Source organism: Bosea sp. Tri-49, assembly GCF_003952665.1.
In the GTDB taxonomy this organism is placed as follows: Bacteria; Pseudomonadota; Alphaproteobacteria; order Rhizobiales; family Beijerinckiaceae; genus Allobosea.
On record NZ_CP017946.1, the window covers coordinates 1,401,524 to 1,421,286 of the forward strand.

The window sequence follows — 19,763 nt, forward strand, 5'->3', positions numbered from 1 at the left end:
TTCACGCCAGCCGCGAGAGCGCTCCGCCGACGTGGCGTTGCACAACGCCTTCCAACTCCAGCTCAAGCAGGATTCGACTGACCTCGCGCGCAGGCCGGCCACTCGCGCGAACGAGATCGTCCATTGCCACCGGCGTCGAACCGATAAGATCGAGCAATCGCCGATGTGATGTGTCGCCGGCTTGCGCGGTCGGCCGCGTCCCCAGCTCATCTCCGTTGAGCTCAGCCGTTGGCGCCGGCAGCACATCCGGCAACTCCAGCTCGTCCCAAAGCGCCTCCTGTCGACCGCGCGGTTCGCCCTCCTCGCGTGCCAGGAACGGTGCAGGATCGAACAGATCGCCGCGCCGAAGCATCGGCGTCAGCGCATCGACGACATGCGCCGTCTCGGCGCAGAGGATCGCGCCCTCGCGAATCAGATGATTGCCGCCCTCGGCGCGTGGATCGAGCGGCGAGCCCGGCACGGCGAAGACCTGGCGCCCCTGTTCGTTGGCAAAGCGGGCGGTGATGAGCGAGCCCGATTTGCGTGCGGCCTCGACCACCACCGTTCCGAGCGCCAAGCCTGAGACCAAACGATTACGACGGGGAAAATCGCGCCCGCGTGGGGCCCAACCAATCGGCATTTCGCTTAGCGCTGCGCCGCGCTCGCGAATGCGATCGATAAGGGGGATGTTTTGCGGCGGATAGACCTCGTCGAGGCCCCCTGCCAGTACGGCGATGGTGCCGTTCTCCAGGCTCGCTTGATGGGCAGTGGTATCGATGCCTCGCGCCAGCCCCGAGACGACGACGAAGCCCGCTTCCCCCAATTCGCGCGCCAGTGTCGCCGTGAATTTCAGCCCAGCCGCGGAGGCGTTGCGCGAGCCGACCAGCGCGACGCAAGGACGATTCAGAACGGCCGGATCGCCCTCGATCGCGATCAGCGGCGGAGCCGAATCGATCGCCTGGAGCGGCACAGGATAGGTGGCCTCGCCGAGTGCGATCAGATGAGTGCCGCGCCGGCGCAGTGCCTCTAGTTCCCGTTCCGCTTCTATGGCGGTGCAGAGCCTGAGCGTGCGTCCTGCCTGGCGGCCGAGTTCCGGCAGGGCGTCGAGCGCCCCGGCCGCACCGCCGAAGCGGTTGACCAATGTGCGGAAAGTGCGTGGGCCGATGCTCTCGCTGCGGATCAGTCGGAGCCAGTCGAGGCGTTGCCGGTCATCGAGAGCGAAACCGGCCATCGGCATTCAGCCCTTCTGTCCGAACTTGCCTTCTCGGCCGGTAAGCAGCCTTGCTATGTTTTCTCGATGCATGAACCAGAGCAGCAGCGCCAGGATGGCCATCAGTCCGGCGGCCTGGGCATCGCGGACCCAGAACCAGAACAGCAGCGGCGTGAGCAGGCTGGCGATCAGGGCCGATAGCGATGAGTACTTGGTCAGATAGGCGATGCTGAGCCAGACAGCGGCGAAGATCAGCGCGATCGACCATTTCAGCCCGATCAGGATGCCGAGGAAGGTGGCGACCCCCTTGCCGCCCTTGAAGCGCAGCCAGACCGGAAAGAGATGGCCGAGGAAGGCGCCGAGACCGGCAACCAACGTCGCGCTCTTGCCGCCGAGCAACCAGCCGGCGAGCAGGACCGCGGCGGTGCCCTTCAGCATGTCGCCAACAAGCGTCAGCGCGGCGAGCTTCTTGCTGCCGGTACGCAGGACGTTGGTCGCGCCGATATTGCCGGAGCCGATCGTGCGCAGGTCCGGACCGCCGGAAAGCCGGGTCAGGATGATGCCGAACGGGATCGAGCCGAGCAGATAGCCGAGGACGAGCGCGGCAAGCCCCATCGGGCCTGAAAACGCCCAAGCGAACGCCTCAGCCATAAAACCTCCCCTGCCCGTCCTGGTGCGAGCTTACGCAGCTTCGCCGCGATACACCACCCGGCCACCGACCCAGGTCGCCTGCACAATTCCCTGCAGCCGCGCCTCGTCGAAAGGCGAATTCTTGGCCCGCGATTTGAGCTTGCGTTTGTCGACGACGAAGGGCGCGTCGATGTCGATCAAGGCGAGATCGGCCGGCGCTCCGGCCGCCAGCCGGCCGCAGCCGAGCCCGAGCAGTTCGGCCGGGCGGCTCGACAAAGCAGCGAACAGTGCCGGCAGGCCGATCTGCTCGCTGTGATAGAGGCGCAGCGCCGCCGACAGCAGCGTCTCGATGCCGAGCGCGCCGTTGGCCGCCTCGGCAAAGGGCTGGCGCTTGGTCTCGACATCCTGCGGGTCATGGTCGGAGACGATCACGTCGATCAGGCCTTCGGCCACGGCCTCGATCATCGCCAACCGCTCGTCCTCGTGCCGCAGCGGCGGCGAAACCTTGCAGAAGGTGCGGTATTCGCCGACATCGTTCTCGTTCAGGCAGAGATTGTTGATCGAGACGCCGCAGGTGACGTTGAGCCCGTCCTCCTTGGCCCGGCGGATCAGCGCAAGCGAATCCGAGCAGGAGACCATGGCGGCGTGGTAGCGGGCGCCAGAGGCGCGGGCGAGGCGCAGGTCGCGTTCCAGCATCACCGTCTCGGCCTCGTGCGGGATACCCGGCAAGCCCTTACGGCTGGCGAACTCGCCCTCGTTCATCACGCCGTCGCCGCGCAGGTCGGGATCCTCGACATGGTTGATCAGCAGCGCGTCGAAGTCGCGGGCATAGATCATGGCGCGGCGCATCACTTGTGGATTGCGCACGCCGTTAGCGCCGTCGCTGAAGGCGACCGCGCCGGCTTCGAGCAGAAGGCCGAACTCGGTGATCTCCTTGCCCGCCAACCGCTTGGTCAGTGCCGCCGCCGGCAGCACATTGACGATCGCCTTGTCGCGGGCGCGGCGCTTGATGAAGTCGATGACAGAGGGGTCGTCGATCGGCGGATCGGTATCGGGGCGGCAGATCACAGTGGTGACCCCGCCAGCGGCTGCGGCCTGCGAACCGGTTCCGAGCGTCTCGCGGAATTCGGCGCCGGGTTCGCCGAGAAAAGCGCGCAGATCGACGAGACCTGGCGCCAGCACGAGGCCCCGTGCCTCCTCAACCTCGATGCCCGCCGGCAGCTCCGGGCGATCGCCGCCCCAATGGACATCGACGATCAGCCCGTCGCGGATCAGGACGCTGCCCACGCCCTCGCGCCCGGAGGCCGGGTCGACCAATTGCGCGCCGACGATCGCAACGTCGCTACCCTGCCCGCTGCTTTCAGCCATCGTTACGCTCGACCCCATTCTCGCGCTCGCGGCGCTGCGTGAAAACGTAACTCCAGAACCCGACCAGCCCCCAGATGCCGACGCAGAGGAGCCCACCGAGAAGCGCGATCAGCCAGGTCCAGGCGGAGCGCGGCTCGGCATAGGCGAAGCCGGCCACGACCAGGAGATAGAGTCCTACGAAGACGATCCGAGCCCGGCGCATCTGTCGCAGCAGCCAGGCAAGGAAGAGCTCCATCCCGTTCAGCCATTGGGCAGGTGCTGCGCGAGCGCGTCGAGCACGGCCATGCGAACGGCAACACCCATCTCGACCTGCTCGCGGATCAGCGACTGGGCGCCGTCGGCGACCTCGGATGAGATCTCGACGCCGCGGTTCATCGGACCGGGATGCATGACGAGCGCATCCGGCGCGGCCAGCGAGAGCTTCTCGCGATCGAGGCCGAAATAGCGGAAATACTCCTTCGATGACGGGACGAAGGCGCCGTTCATCCGTTCGAGCTGCAGGCGCAACATCATCACGATGTCGACCCCTTCCAGTCCCTTCTTCATGTCGCGGAAGACCTCGACGCCCATGCGCTCGACGCCGGTCGGCAGCAAGGTCGAGGGCGCGATCAGGCGCACCTTGGCACCAAGCGCGCTGAGCAGGATGATGTTGGAGCGGGCGACGCGCGAATGCACGATATCGCCGCAGATCGCGACGGTCAGCCCGGCGATGCGGCCCTTGTTGCGGCGGATCGTCAGCGCATCGAGCAGGGCCTGGGTCGGGTGCTCATGGGCGCCGTCGCCGGCATTGACCACCGAGCAGTCGACCTTGCGGGCGAGCAGGTTGACCGCGCCGGCGGCATGATGGCGAACCACCAGGATGTCAGGCCGCATCGCGTTCAGCGTCGCGGCGGTGTCGATCAGCGTCTCGCCCTTTTTCACCGAGGACGAGCCGACCGACATGTTCATCACATCGGCGCCAAGACGCTTGCCCGCGAGCTCGAACGAGGCCTGCGTCCGCGTCGAGGGCTCGAAGAACAGGTTGATCTGGGTGCGGCCGCGCAGCGTCGCCGTCTTCTTCTCGACCTGGCGCGAGAGCGCGACATAGGTCTCGGCGCGCTCGAGCAGAGCCTCGATATCCAAATGGGACAGCCCCTCGATCCCGAGGAGGTGCCGGTGCGGATAGAGCGGTGCGGTCGCTGTCATTTGAAGACCGCTGTTTAGGGGCGAGTCGTGGCCGGCGCAAGGCAGCGCGCGCTTTCCCTGTGGGTCATTCCGCCTTCAAGGCATAGACGTGCTGCTCGCCCGGGAACTGCCGGCTGCGCACCTCGGCCGCATAGGTCTGCACTGCTTCGCGCGCCTGCCCGGCCAGATCGCCATAGGCCTTGACGAATTTCGGCACGCGGCCGGTCAGGCCGAGCATGTCATCGAGGACAAGGACTTGGCCGTCACAGGTGGCGGAGGCGCCGATGCCGATGGTCGGGATCGCGATCCGGCCGGTGATCTCGGCGGCCAGCGGCTCGGCGACGGCCTCGACCACCAGAGAGAAGGCGCCCGCATCGGCAATCGCCGTTGCATCAGCGATGATCGCCGGCCACTCGGTCTTGCTGCGCCCTTGCGCCTTGTAGCCGCCGAGCGTGTTGACTGCCTGTGGCGTCAGGCCGACATGGCCCATCACCGGCACGCCGCGCTCGACCAGGAAGCGCACCGTCTCGGCCATCCTCTGGCCGCCTTCGAGCTTGACCGCCCCTGCCCCGGTCTCCTTGAGCAGCCGGGCGGCGTTGCGGAAGGCCTGCTCCCGGCTTTCCTCATAGCTGCCGAAGGGCATGTCGATCACGACCAGCGAGCGTGCCGTGGCGCGCGTCACCGCCTGGCCATGCAGGCTCATCATCTCCAGCGTCACCGGCACAGTGCTGTCGAGGCCGTAGACGACCATGCCGAGCGAGTCGCCGACCAGCGCGATCTCGGCGACTTCGTCGACAATCTTCGCCATTGGCGCCGTATAGGCCGTCAGGGCAACGAGCGGCTCGCCGCCCTTGCGCCCGCGGATATCGAGCGAGGTCAGCCGGGTTGTCCGGTTCTGTGACGACATGCTCAGTTCTCCCGCCGTTTAGCGCCAAAATGGCAACGGCTGGTGACGTAGCCTGACCGCCGCTCCCCGAAAAGTAGAATCGGGTTTGACAGGACTGGCCGCGTGAACCACTTTCGCGCGCAATCCCGAACCGCTATCAACGCGCCCCGCGCCAAGTTCGGCGAGGTTGGCACGCTAGAGCCCGTTCCGGTCGCCTGCATCGCAAGCTGATCGGTCAAACGGTCTCTTCTGAAAGTGAGAGACGGATTCACCGGTCAGGAAATCGACCTGATCGGGTCCGGCTCTCGTGCCGCCCCGCCGCTTGCCTATGAGATCGAAAGCGTCATGAAGCTCCTCATCGTCGAGTCGCCGGCCAAGGCCAAGACGATCAATAAGTATCTCGGATCCGATTACGAGGTCATCGCCTCGTTCGGGCATATCCGCGATCTGCCGGCCAAGGACGGCTCGGTCGATCCCGAGAACGACTTCGCCATGCTCTGGGAAACCGAAGGGCGCGGCGCCAAGCAGGTCGCCGAGATCGCGCGGGCAGCCAAGAACGCCGAGAAAGTCATCCTCGCAACCGACCCGGATCGCGAGGGCGAGGCGATCTCCTGGCATGTGCTCGAGGCACTGAACCAGAAGCGCGTGCTCAAGGGCATTCCGGTCGAACGCGTCACCTTCAACGCGGTCACCAAGGACGCTGTGCAGAAGGCTCTGGCCAATCCGCGCCCGATCGACCAGGCGCTGGTCGACGCTTATCTGGCCCGCCGCGCCCTCGATTATCTCGTCGGCTTCACGCTCTCCCCGGTGCTCTGGCGCAAGCTGCCGGGCGCCCGCTCGGCCGGGCGCGTGCAGTCGGTCGCGCTCAGGCTGGTCAGCGACCGCGAGCGTGAGATCGAGGCCTTCCGGGCACGCGAATACTGGTCGTTGGTCGCAACGCTCGCGACCGGCAGCGGTGCGACCTTCGACGCGCGCCTCTCCGGCGCCGACGGCAAGAAGATCACACGGCTCGACGTCGGTACCGGCGATGAGGCCGCGGCGTTCAAGGCCGCGCTGGAGACCGCGCGCTTCTCGGTCTCCGAGGTCGAGGCCAAGCCGGTCAGACGCCACCCCCAGCCACCCTTTCAGACCTCGACTTTGCAGCAGGAGGCCTCGCGCAAGCTCGGCATGGCGCCGGCCCGTACCATGCAGGTGGCGCAGCGCCTCTATGAGGGCGTCGATATCGGCGGCGAGACCGTCGGCCTGATCACCTATATGCGAACCGACGGCGTCGACATGGACGGCTCGGCGATCGTTGCGGCGCGGCGGGTGATCGGCAAGGAGTTCGGCGATAATTACGTGCCGGACGCCCCACGCAAGTATACGGTCAAAGCCAAGAACGCGCAGGAGGCTCACGAGGCGATCCGCCCGACCGATCTCGGCCGTTTGCCGGCCATGGTCGTGCGCCATCTCGAGCCGGAACAGGCGAAGCTCTACGAGCTGATCTGGAAGCGCACCATCGCCAGCCAGATGGAATCGGCCTCGATGGAGCGCACCACGGTCGACATCGCCGCCAAGGTCGGCGCCCGCAGCCTCGAACTTCGTGCGACCGGCCAGGTCGTGCTCTTCGACGGCTTCCTGACGCTCTATCAGGAGAGCCGCGACGACGAGGAAGACGAGGATAGCAAGAAGCTGCCTGCGATGAAGGCCGGCGATCCGCTGGAGAAGCGCGCCATCGCCGCCGACCAGCATTTCACCGAGCCGCCGCCGCGCTTCTCGGAAGCGAGCCTGGTCAAGCGCATGGAAGAGCTCGGCATCGGCCGGCCCTCGACCTATGCCGCGACGCTGGCGACGCTGCGCGACCGCGAATATGTCCGCATCGAGAAGAAGCGGCTGGTGCCCGAGGACAAGGGTATGCTGGTCACGGCGTTCCTGGAGAGCTTCTTCAAGCGCTATGTCGAGTTCGACTTCACCGCCAGCCTGGAGGAGAAGCTCGACCTGGTCTCCAGCGGCGATGTCGACTGGAAGGTCCTGCTGCGCGAATTCTGGGAGGAATTCACCAAGTCGATAGGCGAGACCAAGGAACTACGCGTCGGCGATGTTCTGGAGGCGCTGAACGGCATCCTGGGTGAGCATGTCTTCCCGCCGCGCGCCGATGGCGGCGACCCGCGCAGCTGCCAAGTCTGCGGCACCGGCACGCTCTCGCTCAAGCTCGGCAAGTTCGGCGCCTTCGTCGGCTGCTCGAACTATCCCGAATGCCGCTTCACCCGCCCGCTCAGCGCCTCTGCCGCCGAGGGGGACGGTTCGGCCGAGGGCGGTCAGGCCCAGAACGGCGTGCGCATCCTCGGCAAGGATCCGGCGACGGATCAGGAGATCAGTGTTCGCGAAGGCCGCTTCGGCCCCTATATCCAGCTCGGCGAGGGCGAGAAGCCGAAGCGTTCGAGCCTGCCCAAGGGCGAGACCGTCGGCTCGCTGACGCTGGAAAAGGCGCTCGCTCTGCTCTCGCTGCCGCGGGAGGTGGCAAAGCATCCGACCAGCGGCGAGCCGATCCTCGCCGGCATCGGCCGCTATGGGCCGTATGTTCAGCACGGCAAGACCTACGCCAATATCGACAAGGAAGACGACATCCTCGAAATCGGGGCCAACCGCGCCATCGACCTGATTGTCGCCAAGGAGAGCGGTGCGGGTGGCCGTCGCTTCGGTAATGCGGCTGCGACGCCGGGACGTGAGCTCGGCGAGCACCCGCAGGGCGGCAAGATGGAGGTCAGGGCCGGCCGCTACGGGCCCTATGTCGCCTGGGGCAAGGTCTACGCCACCCTGCCGAAGACGATGGCGCAGGAGAGCATCACCACCGAGCAAGCGATCGAGCTGGTCAACGCCAAGGCCGCGGCTGGTGGCGGCGCGAAGGCCAAGACGAAAGCATCTGCCAAGAAGCCGGCGGCCGCCAAAGCGCCGGCGAAGGCGAAGAGCGCCAAAGCCCCCGCAAAGGCTAAGAGCGCCAAGCCCAAGACGGCGAGTACCGCCAAGAGCTGAGTCCGATCTTCTTCGCTGCCGCCAGAGAGTGAACACGGCAGCGGGGAAGGTTAACTTCGCATTCAAGGGCTCGGGTTACCTTGCGGCGCCGCGATCAAAAACGGCGGCTTGCGGGGGACATCATGAAATCCATCAGGACCCAGATTTTGGGGCTGATCGCGATTGTCGCGGCTGGCGCCTTGGTTGCACTTGGCTGCGCGCTACTGGCGATGACCCGCATCGACACGATGAACGAGCGCTCATCGCAGCAGAACCATATCGCCCTCGCTGCCGAACGGCTCAATGCCGCGGTCAATCTGGTCGTCGCCGATTCCTATCTCGTCTACACCGCCCGCAACCCACATTTCGCCGGGATCGCCGCAACGACGGTCGAAGGCGGCCTGACCAAGGTCGAGGAACGCCGCAAGGACCTCGCCAAGGTCGTTCCCGCCAGCGAGCGCGAACGCATGGAGAAGATCAGCGGACTGATCGCCGAATTCACCGGCATCCGGCTCGAGACGACCCGCATGGTCCGCGAGATCTCGGCCCGCGCGGCCGAAGCCTGGGGCAACAGCGACGCCAGCAAGAAGAACCGCGCGACGCTTCAGGAAGAGCTGACATCGCTGAGCAGTGCCAACGAGGCGCGCGCCAACGAGGTCGATGCGGAGTCGAGCGCCTTTTCCGAACAAGTCCGGACCTGGCTGCCGGTTGCGCTCGTGCTGGTCCTAGGCGCCGCGATTTTTGGCGCGTTGGTCTTCTCCCGACGCTCGATCATCCGCCCCCTGGTCGATCTCGGTGGGACGATGAGCCGCCTGACCGCGGGCGACACCCAGATCGAGGTGCCGCACACCAAGCGGCGGGACGAGATCGGCGAGATGGCGCGGGCCGTTTCGGTTCTACGCGAGAGCACCGAGCAGGTCGCGCTGCTGCAGGAGCAGGAGCGTGCCGCCGCCGCGGCGCGCATTCGCTCGGCGGATGCGATGGCCTCGGTGGTGTCCGATGTCGGCGAGGTCGTTGCCGCTGCTGCCGCCGGCGATTTCTCGGCACGGCTCCAGATCGACCATGGCGACGAGCAGATGGAGCAGCTGGTTGCCGGGATCAACGAGATCAACGCAGTGGTCGACAATGCCACGACGGAGTTCGTCGCGGTGCTGCAAGCTCTGGCCGCCGGCGATCTGACCAACCAGGTGCCGACCGCCTATCGTGGGCGCTTCGCTGAGCTGAAGGACGCGATCAACGAGACGGTGTCGCGTCTGTCCTCGACCGTCAGCACGATCCAGACGATGTCGGCCGATGTCGGCCTGTCGGCGCGCGAGATCAACACGGGCGCAGACGACCTCTCCAAGCGCACCGAGGAGCAGGCTTCCTCGTTGGAAGAAAGCGCTGCCACGACAGAGCAGCTCGCAGCATCGGTTAAGGCCGCCGCGCAAGCGGCCCAGCAGGCCGTACGTCAGGCCGGCCAGGCCATGCAGGTCGCCCAGGACGGCGGCATCATCGTCACCGATGCCGTCTCGGCGATGGCTCGTATCGAGCAGGCCTCCAAGAAGATCTCCGATATCATCCGGGTGATCGACGACATCGCCTTCCAGACCAATCTGCTGGCGCTCAACGCAGCGGTCGAGGCCGCCCGCGCCGGCGACGCCGGCAAGGGCTTCGCTGTGGTGGCCAGCGAGGTGCGCACACTGGCGCAGCGTTCAAGCGAGGCTGCCAAGGACATTTCGGGCCTGATCTCCTCCTCGAACAGCGAGGTCGAGGCCGGCGTAAAGCTCGTGCGCCAGGCCGGCGATGCGCTCACCCGCATCGTCGAAGCGGCGGGAAGCGTCCAGGCGACCGTCTCTGAGGTCGCGGCTGCTTCGAGCGAGCAGGCCAACGGCATCGAGGAGATGAGCCAGACCGTCGCGCATATGGACGAAATGACCCAGGCCAACGCCGCGCTCGCCGAGCAGAGTGCCGCCTCCGCCGGTGCGCTTTCGGGCAAGATCGGTGAGCTCAACGCCCTAGTCGCAGGCTTCCGGACCAGCGAGAGCCCCGTCGCCCACTCGCGCCAGCCGGCCGCATCCGAGCCCGAACGGCTGCGGACGCTGGCGGAGGCCGCTTTTGCTCAGCAGCAGCCGATGCCGCGCCGCGAGCGCGCAGCTTCCGCTCGCGTTCCAGCTCCAGCCCGTAAGGTCGCGAACGCCCGCGGCGGTGACGCTGGGTGGGAAGAGTTCTGAGCCAAGCACCGAGCTCGCGGCGAAAAGGCCAAAGAGCTAGGCCGCCTCGTCATTGCGAGCGCAGCGAAGCAATCCACAAGGACTTAGAGCGCTGCCATCCCTGGATTGCTTCGTCGCTTTGCTCCTCGCAATGACGGATGCGCACTTCAGTCAGACGAAATCTGCTCTGCCTTGTTCGGCGTCGTGCGGGTTCCCCGCCGAGGCGAGCTTCACGCTAGCCCGCGGTCGTCGTCAGTGCCGCCTGATGCGCTGAAGGTGGCAGACCTTCACTCGCCCGCCTCGGCCATCTGCTCGCCACGTGCAGCCCGGATTGCGCGGCCGGCCCTCATAGATGTGGTAGACGCCGCGATTCCTGCGGTCGAAGCGCTGGTTTGAGGCGTCATGCCCGCCGATGCGGACATTGTTGCCGAAACGCACTTCGGCGGCAGCCGGAGCGGCCATCGCCAATGGAAACGCCAGCGCGGATAGCGCCAGCAGGCGTGTCGCAAGATCGGCCAGTCGTATCATCCGCCGATCAGACCAGCCCTACGCAGATCGCGCAAGGCAAGGAGCGTGTTTCAGCTCCGGCCGGCGACTACGACGAGCTGCTTGATCTCGCCACGCAGGAACGCCTGCAGGAAGCGTTCATAATCCTTGACCGAGACGCAGCCATTCGAATCGCCGCGCGGGCCGAGCAGGTAGTTGTGCACCAGCAAGCCGGCGCGGCCGAAAATCTTGCCGCTGCCGCCGACCGGATGCATGCGGATGGCGCGCACGCCGTGGAACAGGGATTCGCGCTCGGTCAGATTATAGACATGCGGCGGCGTCGGCCCGTGCATGCGGACATGGACGAAGCGCAGGTCGTTCATCTTGTCGCCGAGGCCGGAATTGGCCTCCAGCCGCTCGCCATTGGGCAGGTAAACCACACGCGCGCTGATGTCGTAGACCGCGGTCTTGCCGCTGGCGACCGGTGTCGTGGACGCCAGGGGTGCAGGCATGGGCGCCGGGGCAACGGTCAGGCCACTGCCGCGACCGCTGCGCTGGGTGATGTCGTCCTGTGGTGCCGCATAGGCGAGGCGCTCGCCGGAGCTCTGCGGCGCATTCGCGCCGAAGAGCTTCTCGAAGAAGGAGCGGTTGTCGGCCGGCTCGGCCTTGGCGACGACGTCCTTGCTCTGGCGTGACGTAGCACGCAGGGCGACACGCGGTTCGGTCGGCGTTGGCAGCGTCAGATCGGATGGACGCGGGACCGGGCGCGGCACGATCAGGGCAATCTGGGGCGTCTCGGCCGCGGGCTGCATAACGATCGCGGTCGTCGCCACGCTCGGGCCGACCGGCTCGGACGGCGCGATCGACCCGGTGGTTTCGGGGTCGAACATGACCGCTTGCGGGGCAGGAATCGCCGACTGAAAGTGACCGGACAAGGGCGCGCTGCCGGCGAGCGGTTGCGCGACGTAGCCGACGACATAGCCTGGGCGGAGCAGCGGCGTCGAGGTGTGGGCCAGTGCCGCTGAACGGGCCTGTGTGTGTTTTTGAACAGGTGAGGTCGCTGTCACTGCGGGCTCGGCGTGCCTGCCCGACCAGGCAGAGAAGCCCGCCATCGCACCACCGGCAACGGCAACAAGCACGCCAAGGCGAATGAAGGGGCTGCGGCGCCGGCGCTTCAGGCTATAGGAATAGCCGGTGAATTTGTTCGAGCTACGCATACGCAACGCCTCGGGACACCTTGCAGGCATCCCGCTCTGGCGCAGCGCCGCACTCGTCTCGCCGACACGCTTTATCGCGCTGGGCAGACCGTTTCGGCCTGTTCGTCAGTCTCGGGAAACCCCAACCTCGTCTGCGCATTGAGCGCGAACCTGGTTAATTCCCGATGAATCGAAACAGTTTTACGGAAAGCCAAACGCGCTGCGGTCGGGTGGCCGCAGCGCGTCTTGATACCCTCGGAATAGCTCAGGCCAGAGGCTTCAGCCCGGCTTCGATCGCCGCCCGCTTCGGCTCGAGAAAGGGCGGCAGAGAGAGCCCCTCGCCCATCGTCTCGAAGGGCTCATCGGTGGCAAAGCCCGGCCCGTCGCTGGCGATCTCGATCAGCACGCCGTTCGGCTCGCGCAGATAGAGCGAGCGGAAGTAGAAGCGATCGACCGGCCCGCTGTTCGGATAGCCTGAGGTACGCAGCCGCTCGGCCCAGGCGTCATACTCGCCGAAGCTCGGCGTCCGCAGGGCAAGATGGTGTACGCCGCCAGCGCCTTCACGGGCCGGGGAAAGATTGGGCTCGACCGCAACATTGAGCTCGGCCGCCGGGCCGCCCTCGCCGATCCGGAAGACATGGATGTCGCCGGTGGCGTGGGCCGCGTCGCGATAGTCCGCGATGCGCTCCAGCCCGAGCAGCTTGGTCAGGACGAGCTCGGTGCGCTCGATCTGCGGCACCGAGATCGTCACCGGGCCGAGACCGCGGATCTGATGCTCGGCCGGAACCGGGCTCTTCTCCCAGGCGACGAAGGGGATCGTGCCGCCATCGACGACAAGCGTCAGGCGCTGGCCCTCCGGATCCTCGAAATCGAGCGCGGCGCGGCCGTTGAGCAGGCGCGTGTCGGAGACCGCGACGCCCGCAGCCGTCAACCGCTCGCGCCAGAAGTCGAGCGAGGCCTCGCTCGCGACCCTGAGCGAGGTGCGCGTGATCGAGTTCGTCCCGCGCCGGGCAGGAGATGTCGGCCAGTCGAAGAAGGTCAGGTCGGAACCGGGCGAGCCGGCGCCATCGGCATAGAACAGGTGATAGGCGGAGGTGTCGTCCTGGTTCACCGTCTTCTTGACCAGGCGCAAGCCAAGGGTCTCGACATAGAAGCGCCGGTTCTGGGCTGCCTGGGCGGTGATGGCGGTGACGTGGTGGATGCCGGTGAGTTGCATGATCTGGGCCCCTTGGTTGTGCGCCTCATCGAAAGAAGCAGCAGGATCGGTTGCCCAGGAAGATAGCTATTGCGAAGACGCCATAAAGAGAGCGTCAATCCAATCATAAATTGCACAAACGCAATGTCACCTCTCTCACTTGGAGGGTGCTGTGGTCACCGGCGGCTCCGATTGCTTGGGCATGCTGCTCTTGTCGCCTGGAGCCGGCGCTGTGGTGCAGTCGTGCGGCTTGTTTTTGCAATCATAGACCATGGTCGGCGCCGCCGATTGCCCGGCCTGCCCGGCCGAAGGCAGAATCATGTTCTGGCCCTTGTCGACCTGGCTCGGATGCGTCGTCGTCGGGCCGACGCCGGAGTTGTCGGGCTGTTTTGTGGTTTGAGGTGTCTGCGCCACGGCGGCGGCGGTCAGTGCGACCGTCGTCAGCAGGGCAAGCATCGTCGTCCTGGCAGTCATGGCGGATCTCCGGCTGATCGAGGAAGTCGCCGATCAACCCGCCACTGCGCAATGAAGTTCCGGCTATTCTGCCGCCCGCGCCGCCGGAGCCATCGTCGCGTCAGCCGGCGCGCCGCCATGCCGGCTCGGCTTGGCTTTGAGTTTGAGGGTCTCCAGCTCCTCGCGCTCACGCGGCGTATTGCGCATGAGCTGGTCCTTGCCGGGCTGGTACTGCACCGGCTGCGTGACATCGGCGCCATACCAGGCCGCCGCCCGCAGCACGAAGGACGGATCGGCCAGATGCGGTCGCCCGAGCGCGACGAGATCGGCACGGCCGGCGGCAACGATGGTGTTGGCCTGGTCGGCCGAGGTGATGGCGCCAACGCACATGGTGGCGACGCCGGCCTCGTTGCGGATGCGGTCGGAGAACGGCGTCTGGAACATGCGGCCATAGAGCGGCCGGGCCCGCGGCGTGGTCTGCCCGGTCGAGACGTCGACCAAATCGCAGCCGGCCTCAGCAAACGCTTCCGAGATCGCGACCGACTCGTCCGGGCTGATCCCGCCGTCCTGCCAGTCCGTCGCCGAGATGCGCACCGACATCGGCTTGTCGGCCGGCCATGTCTGGCGAAGCGCGGCAAAGACTTCGAGCGGGAAGCGCAGGCGGTTCTCGAGCGGGCCGCCATAGTCGTCCGTGCGCTGGTTGGTCAGCGGCGAGAGGAAGCTCGCGAGCAGATAGCCATGGGCGCAGTGCAGTTCGAGCATGTCGAAGCCGGCGCGCAGGCCACGCTTCGCCGCCGCGACGAAGTCGGCCTTGACCCGGTCCATGTCGTCGCGGGTCATTTCGCGCGGCACCTGACTCTCGGGGTAGTATGGCAAGGGCGAGGCCGAGACGATCGGCCAGGCGCCCTCGTCGAGCGGCCGGTCCATCCCGTCCCACATCAGCTTGCTCGCGCCTTTTCGGCCGGCATGGCCGAGCTGCAGGCAGATCTTCGCCGCCGAGTTGCCATGGACGAAATCGACGATGCGGGTCCAGGCCGCTTCCTGCTGGTCATTATACAGGCCGGTGCAGCCGGGCGTGATGCGCGCATCGGCGGAAACGCAGGTCATCTCCGTGAAGACGAGCCCTGCCCCGCCGACGGCGCGCGCGCCGTAATGCATCAGGTGCCAGTCGCCCGGCAGGCCTTCCTGCGCCGAGTACTGGCACATCGGCGAGACGACGAAGCGGTTGGCGACCTGCATCTCGCGCAGGCGGAAAGGCTGGAAGGCCGGCGGCACCGGCGTGCCATCGCGGCGCGTCGCCTGGTCGGCGCCGAGATCGGCGGCGACCACACGATCGATCGCCGCGACAAATTCGGGCGCACGCAAAGCGAGGTTGTCGTAGGTGATCGCCTTGGAGCGGGTCATCAGCCCGAAGGCAAAGCGCTGCGGCTCGAAATCCCAGAAGCGCTTGAGCTGCTCGAACCAGACCAGCGAGACATCTGCGGCGTGCTGGGTCTTCTCGACCTCCTCGCGCCGCCCAGTCTCGAAGGTGGCGAGCGCTGCCCTGACGTCGAGCCCGGCGCGATGGAAGGCGCGATGCAGCGCGATCGAATCCTCCATGGCGAGCTTGGTGCCGGAGCCGATCGAGAAATGCGCCGTCGCCTTGGCGTCGCCGATGAGCACGACATTGTCGACCACCCAGTTGGCGCAACGGATCATCGGGAACTGCCGCCAGAGCGAGCGGTTGGTGATCAGCCTGTGGCCCTGCAATTCCTCGGCGAAGACCTCCTCCAGGAAAGCGGCCGTGCCGGCCTCGTCCATGCCCTCCAGCCCGGCACGGGCGAAGGTCTCGGGGTCGGTCTCCAGCACCCAGGTCGATTGCCCGACCTCGTACTGGTAGCAATGGGCAATGAAGACGCCGTGCTGCGTCTCCTTGAAGAAGAAGGTGAAGGCGTCGAAGGGTCGGGTCGACCCCATCCAGACGAAGCGGTTGGGCCTCAGATCGACCTCAGGCGCGAAGCGCTCGCGATCACCCTCGCGGATGCGGCTGTTGATGCCGTCGGCGGCGACGACGAGATCGTAATCGCGCTTCAGCGCCGCGACATCCTCGATCTCCTGGGAGAAGACGAGCCTGACGCCGACCTGGCGGGCCCGCTCCTGCAGAAGCATCAACAACGTGCGGCGCGAGCAGCCGCAGAAGCCGTTGCCGGGCACGCGCTGCGCCGTGCCTTTGAAATGGATCTCGATGTCGTCCCAGTAGGCGAAGCTTTTGACGATCGCCTCATAGCTCGGCTGGTCCGCCGCCTTGAACAGGTCGAGCGTCTGGTCGGAGAAGACGACGCCGAAGCCGAAGGTATCGTCATCGCGATTGCGTTCGAACACGGTGACGTCGAGCGCCGGCCAATCGCGCTTCATCAGCAGCGCGTAATAGAGCCCCGCCGGCCCGCCGCCCACCACCGCAATGCGCATGACGTCCTCCCTCGCTGACGAAATCATTTTAAACCTAAAATAATTTTGGCTCAAGCCCTGACGGATCGGATATCCATCTCGCTCCGAAAAATGCAGGCAACCTCGATTAAAACCTCGTATAATGCACTGTCATATATGTATTTTCGATATTCCCTCATCGCTGTTCTCCGTGCCCCTTGCAAAATGTTTCAGACCTAAAATATATTGAACCCAAGAGGGAGTGAACGGCATGGCATCGGCTCTGGCGGGACAGCATGCCCTGGTGAGCGGCGGCGGACGCGGCATCGGCCGCGCCATCGCCTCCACCCTGCGCCAGGCCGGCGCCCGCGTCTCGATCATCGGCCGCAATGACGACATCCTGCAACAGGCTGTGCTCGACGGCGCGGCAGATGCCGCCCGTTCCGTCGACGTGACCAATGAGAGCGCCGTGAGCGAGGCGATGGCTGGGCTCGCGGCAGGGCAGCCCTTCGACATCGTCGTCGCCAATGCCGGCGCGGCCGAGAGCGCCAGCTTCCAGCGCAGCGATGCAGAGCTGTTCCGGCGCATGGTCGAGATCAACCTGATCGGCACGGTGAATTGCTTCCGGCCGGCCCTGCCCGCCATGACCCAGCGTCGCTCCGGCCGGCTGATCGCGATCGCCTCGACCGCGGGGCATCGCGGCTATGCTTATGTCTCGGCCTATGTCGCCGCCAAGCATGCGGTCGTCGGCCTCGTGCGCTCCCTAGCGTTGGAGACGGCCCGGAGCGGCGTCACCGTCAACGCCGTCTGCCCAGGCTATACCGACACCGACATGGTCGCCGGCAGCCTGACCACGATCGCTGCCAAGACCGGCAAGACTCGTGACGAAGCGCTGGCGGAGCTCACCAAGGATAATCCGCAGCACCGGCTGATCATGCCGGAGGAAGTCGCGGCCGCCGTCCTCAATCTCTGCGGGCCGCAAAGCCGTGGCATCACCGGGCAATCCATCCTGATCAATGGCGGGGAGTTCTGACGATGGAGATTCCGTCCAACGCCCCCCTGCTCGACCGCGAGACCAAGGCGAGCGAACGCCCCGGCGACCACAAGGACGAGCTTCGGCTCTGGCTGCGGATGCTGACCTGCTCGACGCTGATCGAGAGCGAGATCCGCACCCGCCTGCGCGAGGAGTTCAAGACGACGCTGCCGCGCTTCGACCTGATGGCGCAGCTGGAGAAGTCGACCACCGGCATGACTGTCGGCGAGGTCTCGCAGCGATTGATGGTCTCGAACGGCAACGTCACCGCCGTCGTCGCCGGCCTGCTCGCCGACGGGCTGGTCGACAAGCGCCCGGCGGCGCAGGACCGGCGCGTCCAGGTGCTGACGCTGACTGCCCAGGGCCGGCGCGCTTTCAAGGCGATGGCCGAGCGCCATGAGAACTGGATCGCCGAGCTCTTCGCCGGGCTTGGATCGGCCGAGATCGGCCAGCTCTTCCGGTTGCTCGGCGGGGCCAAGGCCTCGCTCCATCAGGCCATCAGCAAGCGCCAGAACGGCACGCCGACCTCGGCGGGAGAGAACGAATGACGATCGCTAACCCTGTCACCCTGCCGCTCTCCGGCTTCCAGCCGCAGCACTTCCAACTCGCTGTCGCCGGCAAGGTCGCGACCGTGACGCTGAACCGGCCGGAGAAGAAGAATCCGCTGACCTTCGAGAGCTATCGCGAGCTGACAGATTTCTTCCTCGCCACGCAGAAGGACGAGGCGGTCAAGGCGATCGTGGTGACCGGCGCCGGCGGCAACTTCTCCTCGGGCGGCGATGTCTTCGAGATCATCGGGCCGCTGGTGGCGATGGACACCAAGGACCTCTTGAAGTTCACCCGGATGACCGGCGAGCTGGTCAAGACCATGCGCGCCTGTCCGCAGCCGATCGTGGCCGCGATCGACGGCATCTGCGCCGGCGCCGGCGCGATCGTCGCCATGGCCTCGGACCTCAGGTTCGGCACGGCCGAGACCAAGATCGCTTTCCTGTTCAACCGCGTCGGCCTTGCCGGCTGCGACATGGGCGCCTGCGCGATGCTCCCCCGCATCATCGGCCAGGGCCGCGCCGCTGAACTGCTCTATACCGGCCGGGTGCTCAAGGGCGAGGAGGCCGAGCGCTGGGGCTTCCTCAACCGGCTGATCGCCCGCGAAAGCGTGCTCGCCGAGGCGCAGGCACTCGCCGCCGAGCTCGCCGACGGCCCGACCTTCGCCAACGCCATGACCAAGCGCATGCTCGAGATGGAATGGGCGATGTCGGTCGAATCCGCGATCGAGGCCGAAGCGGTGGCGCAGGCTTTGTGCATGCAGACCGAGGATTTCGCTCGCGCCTATCACGCCTTCGCCGAGAAGCGGAAACCGGTGTTCGAGGGCAACTGAGATGGCTTCGCTCGGCCTCGGCATTCTCGGCGACACGCTCGACTGGCCCTTCTTCGAGGCGCATCACCGCGACTTCGCTGAGCGCCTGTCCGCCTGGGCCGACGCCACTCTGCCCGGCCTGCCGCATGACGATGTCGACGAGGCCTGCCGCGCCCGGGTGACGGCGCTCGGGCAAGCCGGCTTCCTCAAGGCGGCCGTACCGGCGGACCATGGCGGTCTGCATGCCGCGCTGGACGTGCGCACGCTCTGCCTCGCCCGCGAGATATTGGCCGCCCGCGACGGCCTCGCCGATTTCGCCTTCGCCATGCAGGGGCTGGGCACCGGTTCGATCAGCGTCGCCGGCTCGGCCGAGATGAAGGCGCGCATCCTGCCGGCAGTGGCGCGCGGCGAGAAGATCGCCGCCTTTGCCCTTTCCGAGAAAGAGGCCGGCTCCGACGTCGCGGCTCTGGCGACCTCGGCCACGCCGGACGGCAATACCCATGTCCGGATCGACGGCGAGAAGACCTGGATCTCGAATGGCGGCATCGCCGACCATTATGTCGTCTTCGCCCGCTCCGGCGAAGCGCCGGGCGCGCGCGGCCTTTCCGCCTATCTGGTCGAGGCCGATACGCCCGGCCTCTCCATCGCCGAACGCATCGACGTGATCGCGCCGCATCCGCTGGCGACCTTGCGCTTCGATGGCTGCCGCATCCCCGTCACGAATCGCATCGGCGGGCCGGGCGACGGCTTCAAGGTCGCGATGGCAACGCTCGACATCTTCCGCTCGACGGTCGGCGCCGCGGCGCTCGGTTTCGCCCGCCGAGCGCTGCACGAGACGGTGTTACACGCGAAGACCCGCAAGCTCTTCGGCGGCACGCTCGGCGATCTCCAGCTCTCGCAGGCAGCGATCGCCGACAGCGCGACCGAGGTCGATGCCGCCGCTTTGCTCGTCTACCGCGCCGCCTGGACCAAGGACCTGGGTGCGCCCCGCGTCACCCGCGAGGCGGCGCTGGCGAAGCTGGTCGCGACCGAGAACGCCCAGAAGGTGATCGATCGCGCCGTGCAGATCCATGGCGGGCTCGGCGTCACCCGCGGGGTCAAGGTCGAGGAACTCTACCGCGAGATCAGGGCGCTCAGGATCTACGAGGGCGCCAGCGAGGTCCAGAAGGTCGTGATCGCCCGCGACCTCCTGAAGTAAGGCAAAGAACGCCAGGGGA

17 protein-coding genes are annotated in these 19,763 nt (G+C 66.5%); 6 read left to right on the forward strand and 11 right to left on the reverse strand.

Features of this window, described 5'->3' with window-relative positions; translation table 11 throughout:
* Nucleotide 1: 1 nt before the first annotated feature.
* From dprA to panB, 6 genes are all read right to left on the reverse strand, one after another.
* Nucleotides 2-1,216 carry a DNA-processing protein DprA gene (gene dprA, locus BLM15_RS06830; protein ID WP_126111583.1) on the reverse strand — a complete coding sequence of 405 codons (1,215 nt, stop codon included), beginning with the start codon at nucleotides 1,214-1,216 and terminating at the stop codon, nucleotides 2-4.
* The gene (gene plsY / locus BLM15_RS06835) at nucleotides 1,217-1,840 is read right to left on the reverse strand and encodes a glycerol-3-phosphate 1-O-acyltransferase PlsY (protein WP_126111585.1); all 624 of its coding nucleotides are present in this window, start codon (nucleotides 1,838-1,840) and stop codon (nucleotides 1,217-1,219) included.
* A 30-nt stretch (nucleotides 1,841-1,870) separates the two neighbouring features.
* Entirely contained in the window at nucleotides 1,871-3,187 is a 1,317-nt protein-coding gene (pyrC, locus tag BLM15_RS06840; RefSeq protein WP_126111587.1) for a dihydroorotase, read from the reverse strand.
* On the reverse strand, nucleotides 3,180-3,422 hold the full coding sequence (locus tag BLM15_RS06845; protein WP_126111589.1) for a hypothetical protein: 243 nt from the start codon (nucleotides 3,420-3,422) through the stop codon (nucleotides 3,180-3,182). Before BLM15_RS06845 ends, pyrC begins: the two co-directional genes overlap by 8 nt.
* A gap of 5 nt (nucleotides 3,423-3,427) precedes the next feature.
* A complete protein-coding gene (locus BLM15_RS06850; RefSeq protein ID WP_126111591.1) occupies nucleotides 3,428-4,372 on the reverse strand; it encodes an aspartate carbamoyltransferase catalytic subunit in 945 nt (314 codons plus the stop codon).
* 64 nt (nucleotides 4,373-4,436) lie between these two features.
* The gene (gene panB, locus BLM15_RS06855) at nucleotides 4,437-5,258 is read right to left on the reverse strand and encodes a 3-methyl-2-oxobutanoate hydroxymethyltransferase (RefSeq protein WP_126111593.1); all 822 of its coding nucleotides are present in this window, start codon (nucleotides 5,256-5,258) and stop codon (nucleotides 4,437-4,439) included.
* Between the two features lie 324 nt (nucleotides 5,259-5,582).
* Between panB and topA the strand changes: the two genes are divergently transcribed.
* Together topA and BLM15_RS06865 are read left to right on the forward strand one after the other, a co-directional pair.
* Nucleotides 5,583-8,249, forward strand: a complete 2,667-nt coding sequence (gene topA / locus BLM15_RS06860; RefSeq protein ID WP_126111595.1) for a type I DNA topoisomerase — start codon at nucleotides 5,583-5,585, stop codon at nucleotides 8,247-8,249.
* A 122-nt stretch (nucleotides 8,250-8,371) separates the two neighbouring features.
* On the forward strand, nucleotides 8,372-10,441 hold the full coding sequence (locus tag BLM15_RS06865) for a methyl-accepting chemotaxis protein (protein WP_126111597.1): 2,070 nt from the start codon (nucleotides 8,372-8,374) through the stop codon (nucleotides 10,439-10,441).
* Nucleotides 10,442-10,672: 231 nt separating this feature from the next.
* Here BLM15_RS06865 and BLM15_RS06870 read toward each other — a convergent pair whose 3' ends face one another.
* The 5 genes from BLM15_RS06870 to BLM15_RS06890 form a co-directional block, all read right to left on the reverse strand.
* Nucleotides 10,673-10,948, reverse strand: coding sequence for a hypothetical protein (locus tag BLM15_RS06870; protein ID WP_236846591.1), 276 nt, complete (start codon nucleotides 10,946-10,948; stop codon nucleotides 10,673-10,675).
* A 50-nt stretch (nucleotides 10,949-10,998) separates the two neighbouring features.
* Nucleotides 10,999-12,123, reverse strand: coding sequence for a DUF2778 domain-containing protein (locus tag BLM15_RS06875; RefSeq protein WP_236846592.1), 1,125 nt, complete (start codon nucleotides 12,121-12,123; stop codon nucleotides 10,999-11,001).
* Nucleotides 12,124-12,367: 244 nt separating this feature from the next.
* Nucleotides 12,368-13,318 carry a ring-cleaving dioxygenase gene (locus BLM15_RS06880; RefSeq protein WP_126111601.1) on the reverse strand — a complete coding sequence of 317 codons (951 nt, stop codon included), beginning with the start codon at nucleotides 13,316-13,318 and terminating at the stop codon, nucleotides 12,368-12,370.
* Nucleotides 13,319-13,453: 135 nt separating this feature from the next.
* Nucleotides 13,454-13,771, reverse strand: coding sequence for a hypothetical protein (locus tag BLM15_RS06885; protein ID WP_126111603.1), 318 nt, complete (start codon nucleotides 13,769-13,771; stop codon nucleotides 13,454-13,456).
* A gap of 63 nt (nucleotides 13,772-13,834) precedes the next feature.
* The gene (locus BLM15_RS06890) at nucleotides 13,835-16,198 is read right to left on the reverse strand and encodes a bifunctional salicylyl-CoA 5-hydroxylase/oxidoreductase (protein ID WP_126111605.1); all 2,364 of its coding nucleotides are present in this window, start codon (nucleotides 16,196-16,198) and stop codon (nucleotides 13,835-13,837) included.
* A gap of 229 nt (nucleotides 16,199-16,427) precedes the next feature.
* Between BLM15_RS06890 and BLM15_RS06895 the strand changes: the two genes are divergently transcribed.
* From BLM15_RS06895 to BLM15_RS06910, 4 genes are read left to right on the forward strand one after another with little or no spacing between them, the layout of a single operon-like run.
* The gene (locus BLM15_RS06895; RefSeq protein ID WP_126111607.1) at nucleotides 16,428-17,189 is read left to right on the forward strand and encodes an SDR family NAD(P)-dependent oxidoreductase; all 762 of its coding nucleotides are present in this window, start codon (nucleotides 16,428-16,430) and stop codon (nucleotides 17,187-17,189) included.
* A gap of 2 nt (nucleotides 17,190-17,191) precedes the next feature.
* Entirely contained in the window at nucleotides 17,192-17,737 is a 546-nt protein-coding gene (locus BLM15_RS06900) for a MarR family winged helix-turn-helix transcriptional regulator (RefSeq protein WP_126111609.1), read from the forward strand.
* On the forward strand, nucleotides 17,734-18,567 hold the full coding sequence (locus BLM15_RS06905) for an enoyl-CoA hydratase family protein (protein WP_126111611.1): 834 nt from the start codon (nucleotides 17,734-17,736) through the stop codon (nucleotides 18,565-18,567). The genes BLM15_RS06900 and BLM15_RS06905 overlap by 4 nt, the downstream gene beginning before the upstream one ends.
* Nucleotide 18,568: 1 nt before the next feature.
* The gene (locus BLM15_RS06910) at nucleotides 18,569-19,744 is read left to right on the forward strand and encodes an acyl-CoA dehydrogenase family protein (RefSeq protein ID WP_126111613.1); all 1,176 of its coding nucleotides are present in this window, start codon (nucleotides 18,569-18,571) and stop codon (nucleotides 19,742-19,744) included.
* Nucleotides 19,745-19,763 lie beyond the last annotated feature (19 nt).

Excerpts from the sequence above, each read along its gene's own strand:
- BLM15_RS06895 (WP_126111607.1), top strand. The coding sequence starts at position 16,428 with ATGGCATCGGCTCTGGCGGGACAGCATGCCCTGGTGAGCGGCGGCGGA.
- BLM15_RS06870 (WP_236846591.1), bottom strand. The coding sequence starts at position 10,948 with ATGATACGACTGGCCGATCTTGCGACACGCCTGCTGGCGCTATCCGCG.
- BLM15_RS06850 (WP_126111591.1), bottom strand. The coding sequence starts at position 4,372 with ATGACAGCGACCGCACCGCTCTATCCGCACCGGCACCTCCTCGGGATC.
- BLM15_RS06845 (WP_126111589.1), bottom strand. The coding sequence starts at position 3,422 with ATGGAGCTCTTCCTTGCCTGGCTGCTGCGACAGATGCGCCGGGCTCGG.
- BLM15_RS06905 (WP_126111611.1), top strand. The coding sequence starts at position 17,734 with ATGACGATCGCTAACCCTGTCACCCTGCCGCTCTCCGGCTTCCAGCCG.
- dprA (WP_126111583.1), bottom strand. The coding sequence starts at position 1,216 with ATGCCGATGGCCGGTTTCGCTCTCGATGACCGGCAACGCCTCGACTGG.
- BLM15_RS06875 (WP_236846592.1), bottom strand. The coding sequence starts at position 12,123 with ATGCGTAGCTCGAACAAATTCACCGGCTATTCCTATAGCCTGAAGCGC.
- BLM15_RS06865 (WP_126111597.1), top strand. The coding sequence starts at position 8,372 with ATGAAATCCATCAGGACCCAGATTTTGGGGCTGATCGCGATTGTCGCG.
- BLM15_RS06910 (WP_126111613.1), top strand. The coding sequence starts at position 18,569 with ATGGCTTCGCTCGGCCTCGGCATTCTCGGCGACACGCTCGACTGGCCC.
- BLM15_RS06885 (WP_126111603.1), bottom strand. The coding sequence starts at position 13,771 with ATGACTGCCAGGACGACGATGCTTGCCCTGCTGACGACGGTCGCACTG.
- topA (WP_126111595.1), top strand. The coding sequence starts at position 5,583 with ATGAAGCTCCTCATCGTCGAGTCGCCGGCCAAGGCCAAGACGATCAAT.
- pyrC (WP_126111587.1), bottom strand. The coding sequence starts at position 3,187 with ATGGCTGAAAGCAGCGGGCAGGGTAGCGACGTTGCGATCGTCGGCGCG.
- BLM15_RS06890 (WP_126111605.1), bottom strand. The coding sequence starts at position 16,198 with ATGCGCATTGCGGTGGTGGGCGGCGGGCCGGCGGGGCTCTATTACGCG.
- BLM15_RS06900 (WP_126111609.1), top strand. The coding sequence starts at position 17,192 with ATGGAGATTCCGTCCAACGCCCCCCTGCTCGACCGCGAGACCAAGGCG.
- BLM15_RS06880 (WP_126111601.1), bottom strand. The coding sequence starts at position 13,318 with ATGCAACTCACCGGCATCCACCACGTCACCGCCATCACCGCCCAGGCA.
- panB (WP_126111593.1), bottom strand. The coding sequence starts at position 5,258 with ATGTCGTCACAGAACCGGACAACCCGGCTGACCTCGCTCGATATCCGC.
- plsY (WP_126111585.1), bottom strand. The coding sequence starts at position 1,840 with ATGGCTGAGGCGTTCGCTTGGGCGTTTTCAGGCCCGATGGGGCTTGCC.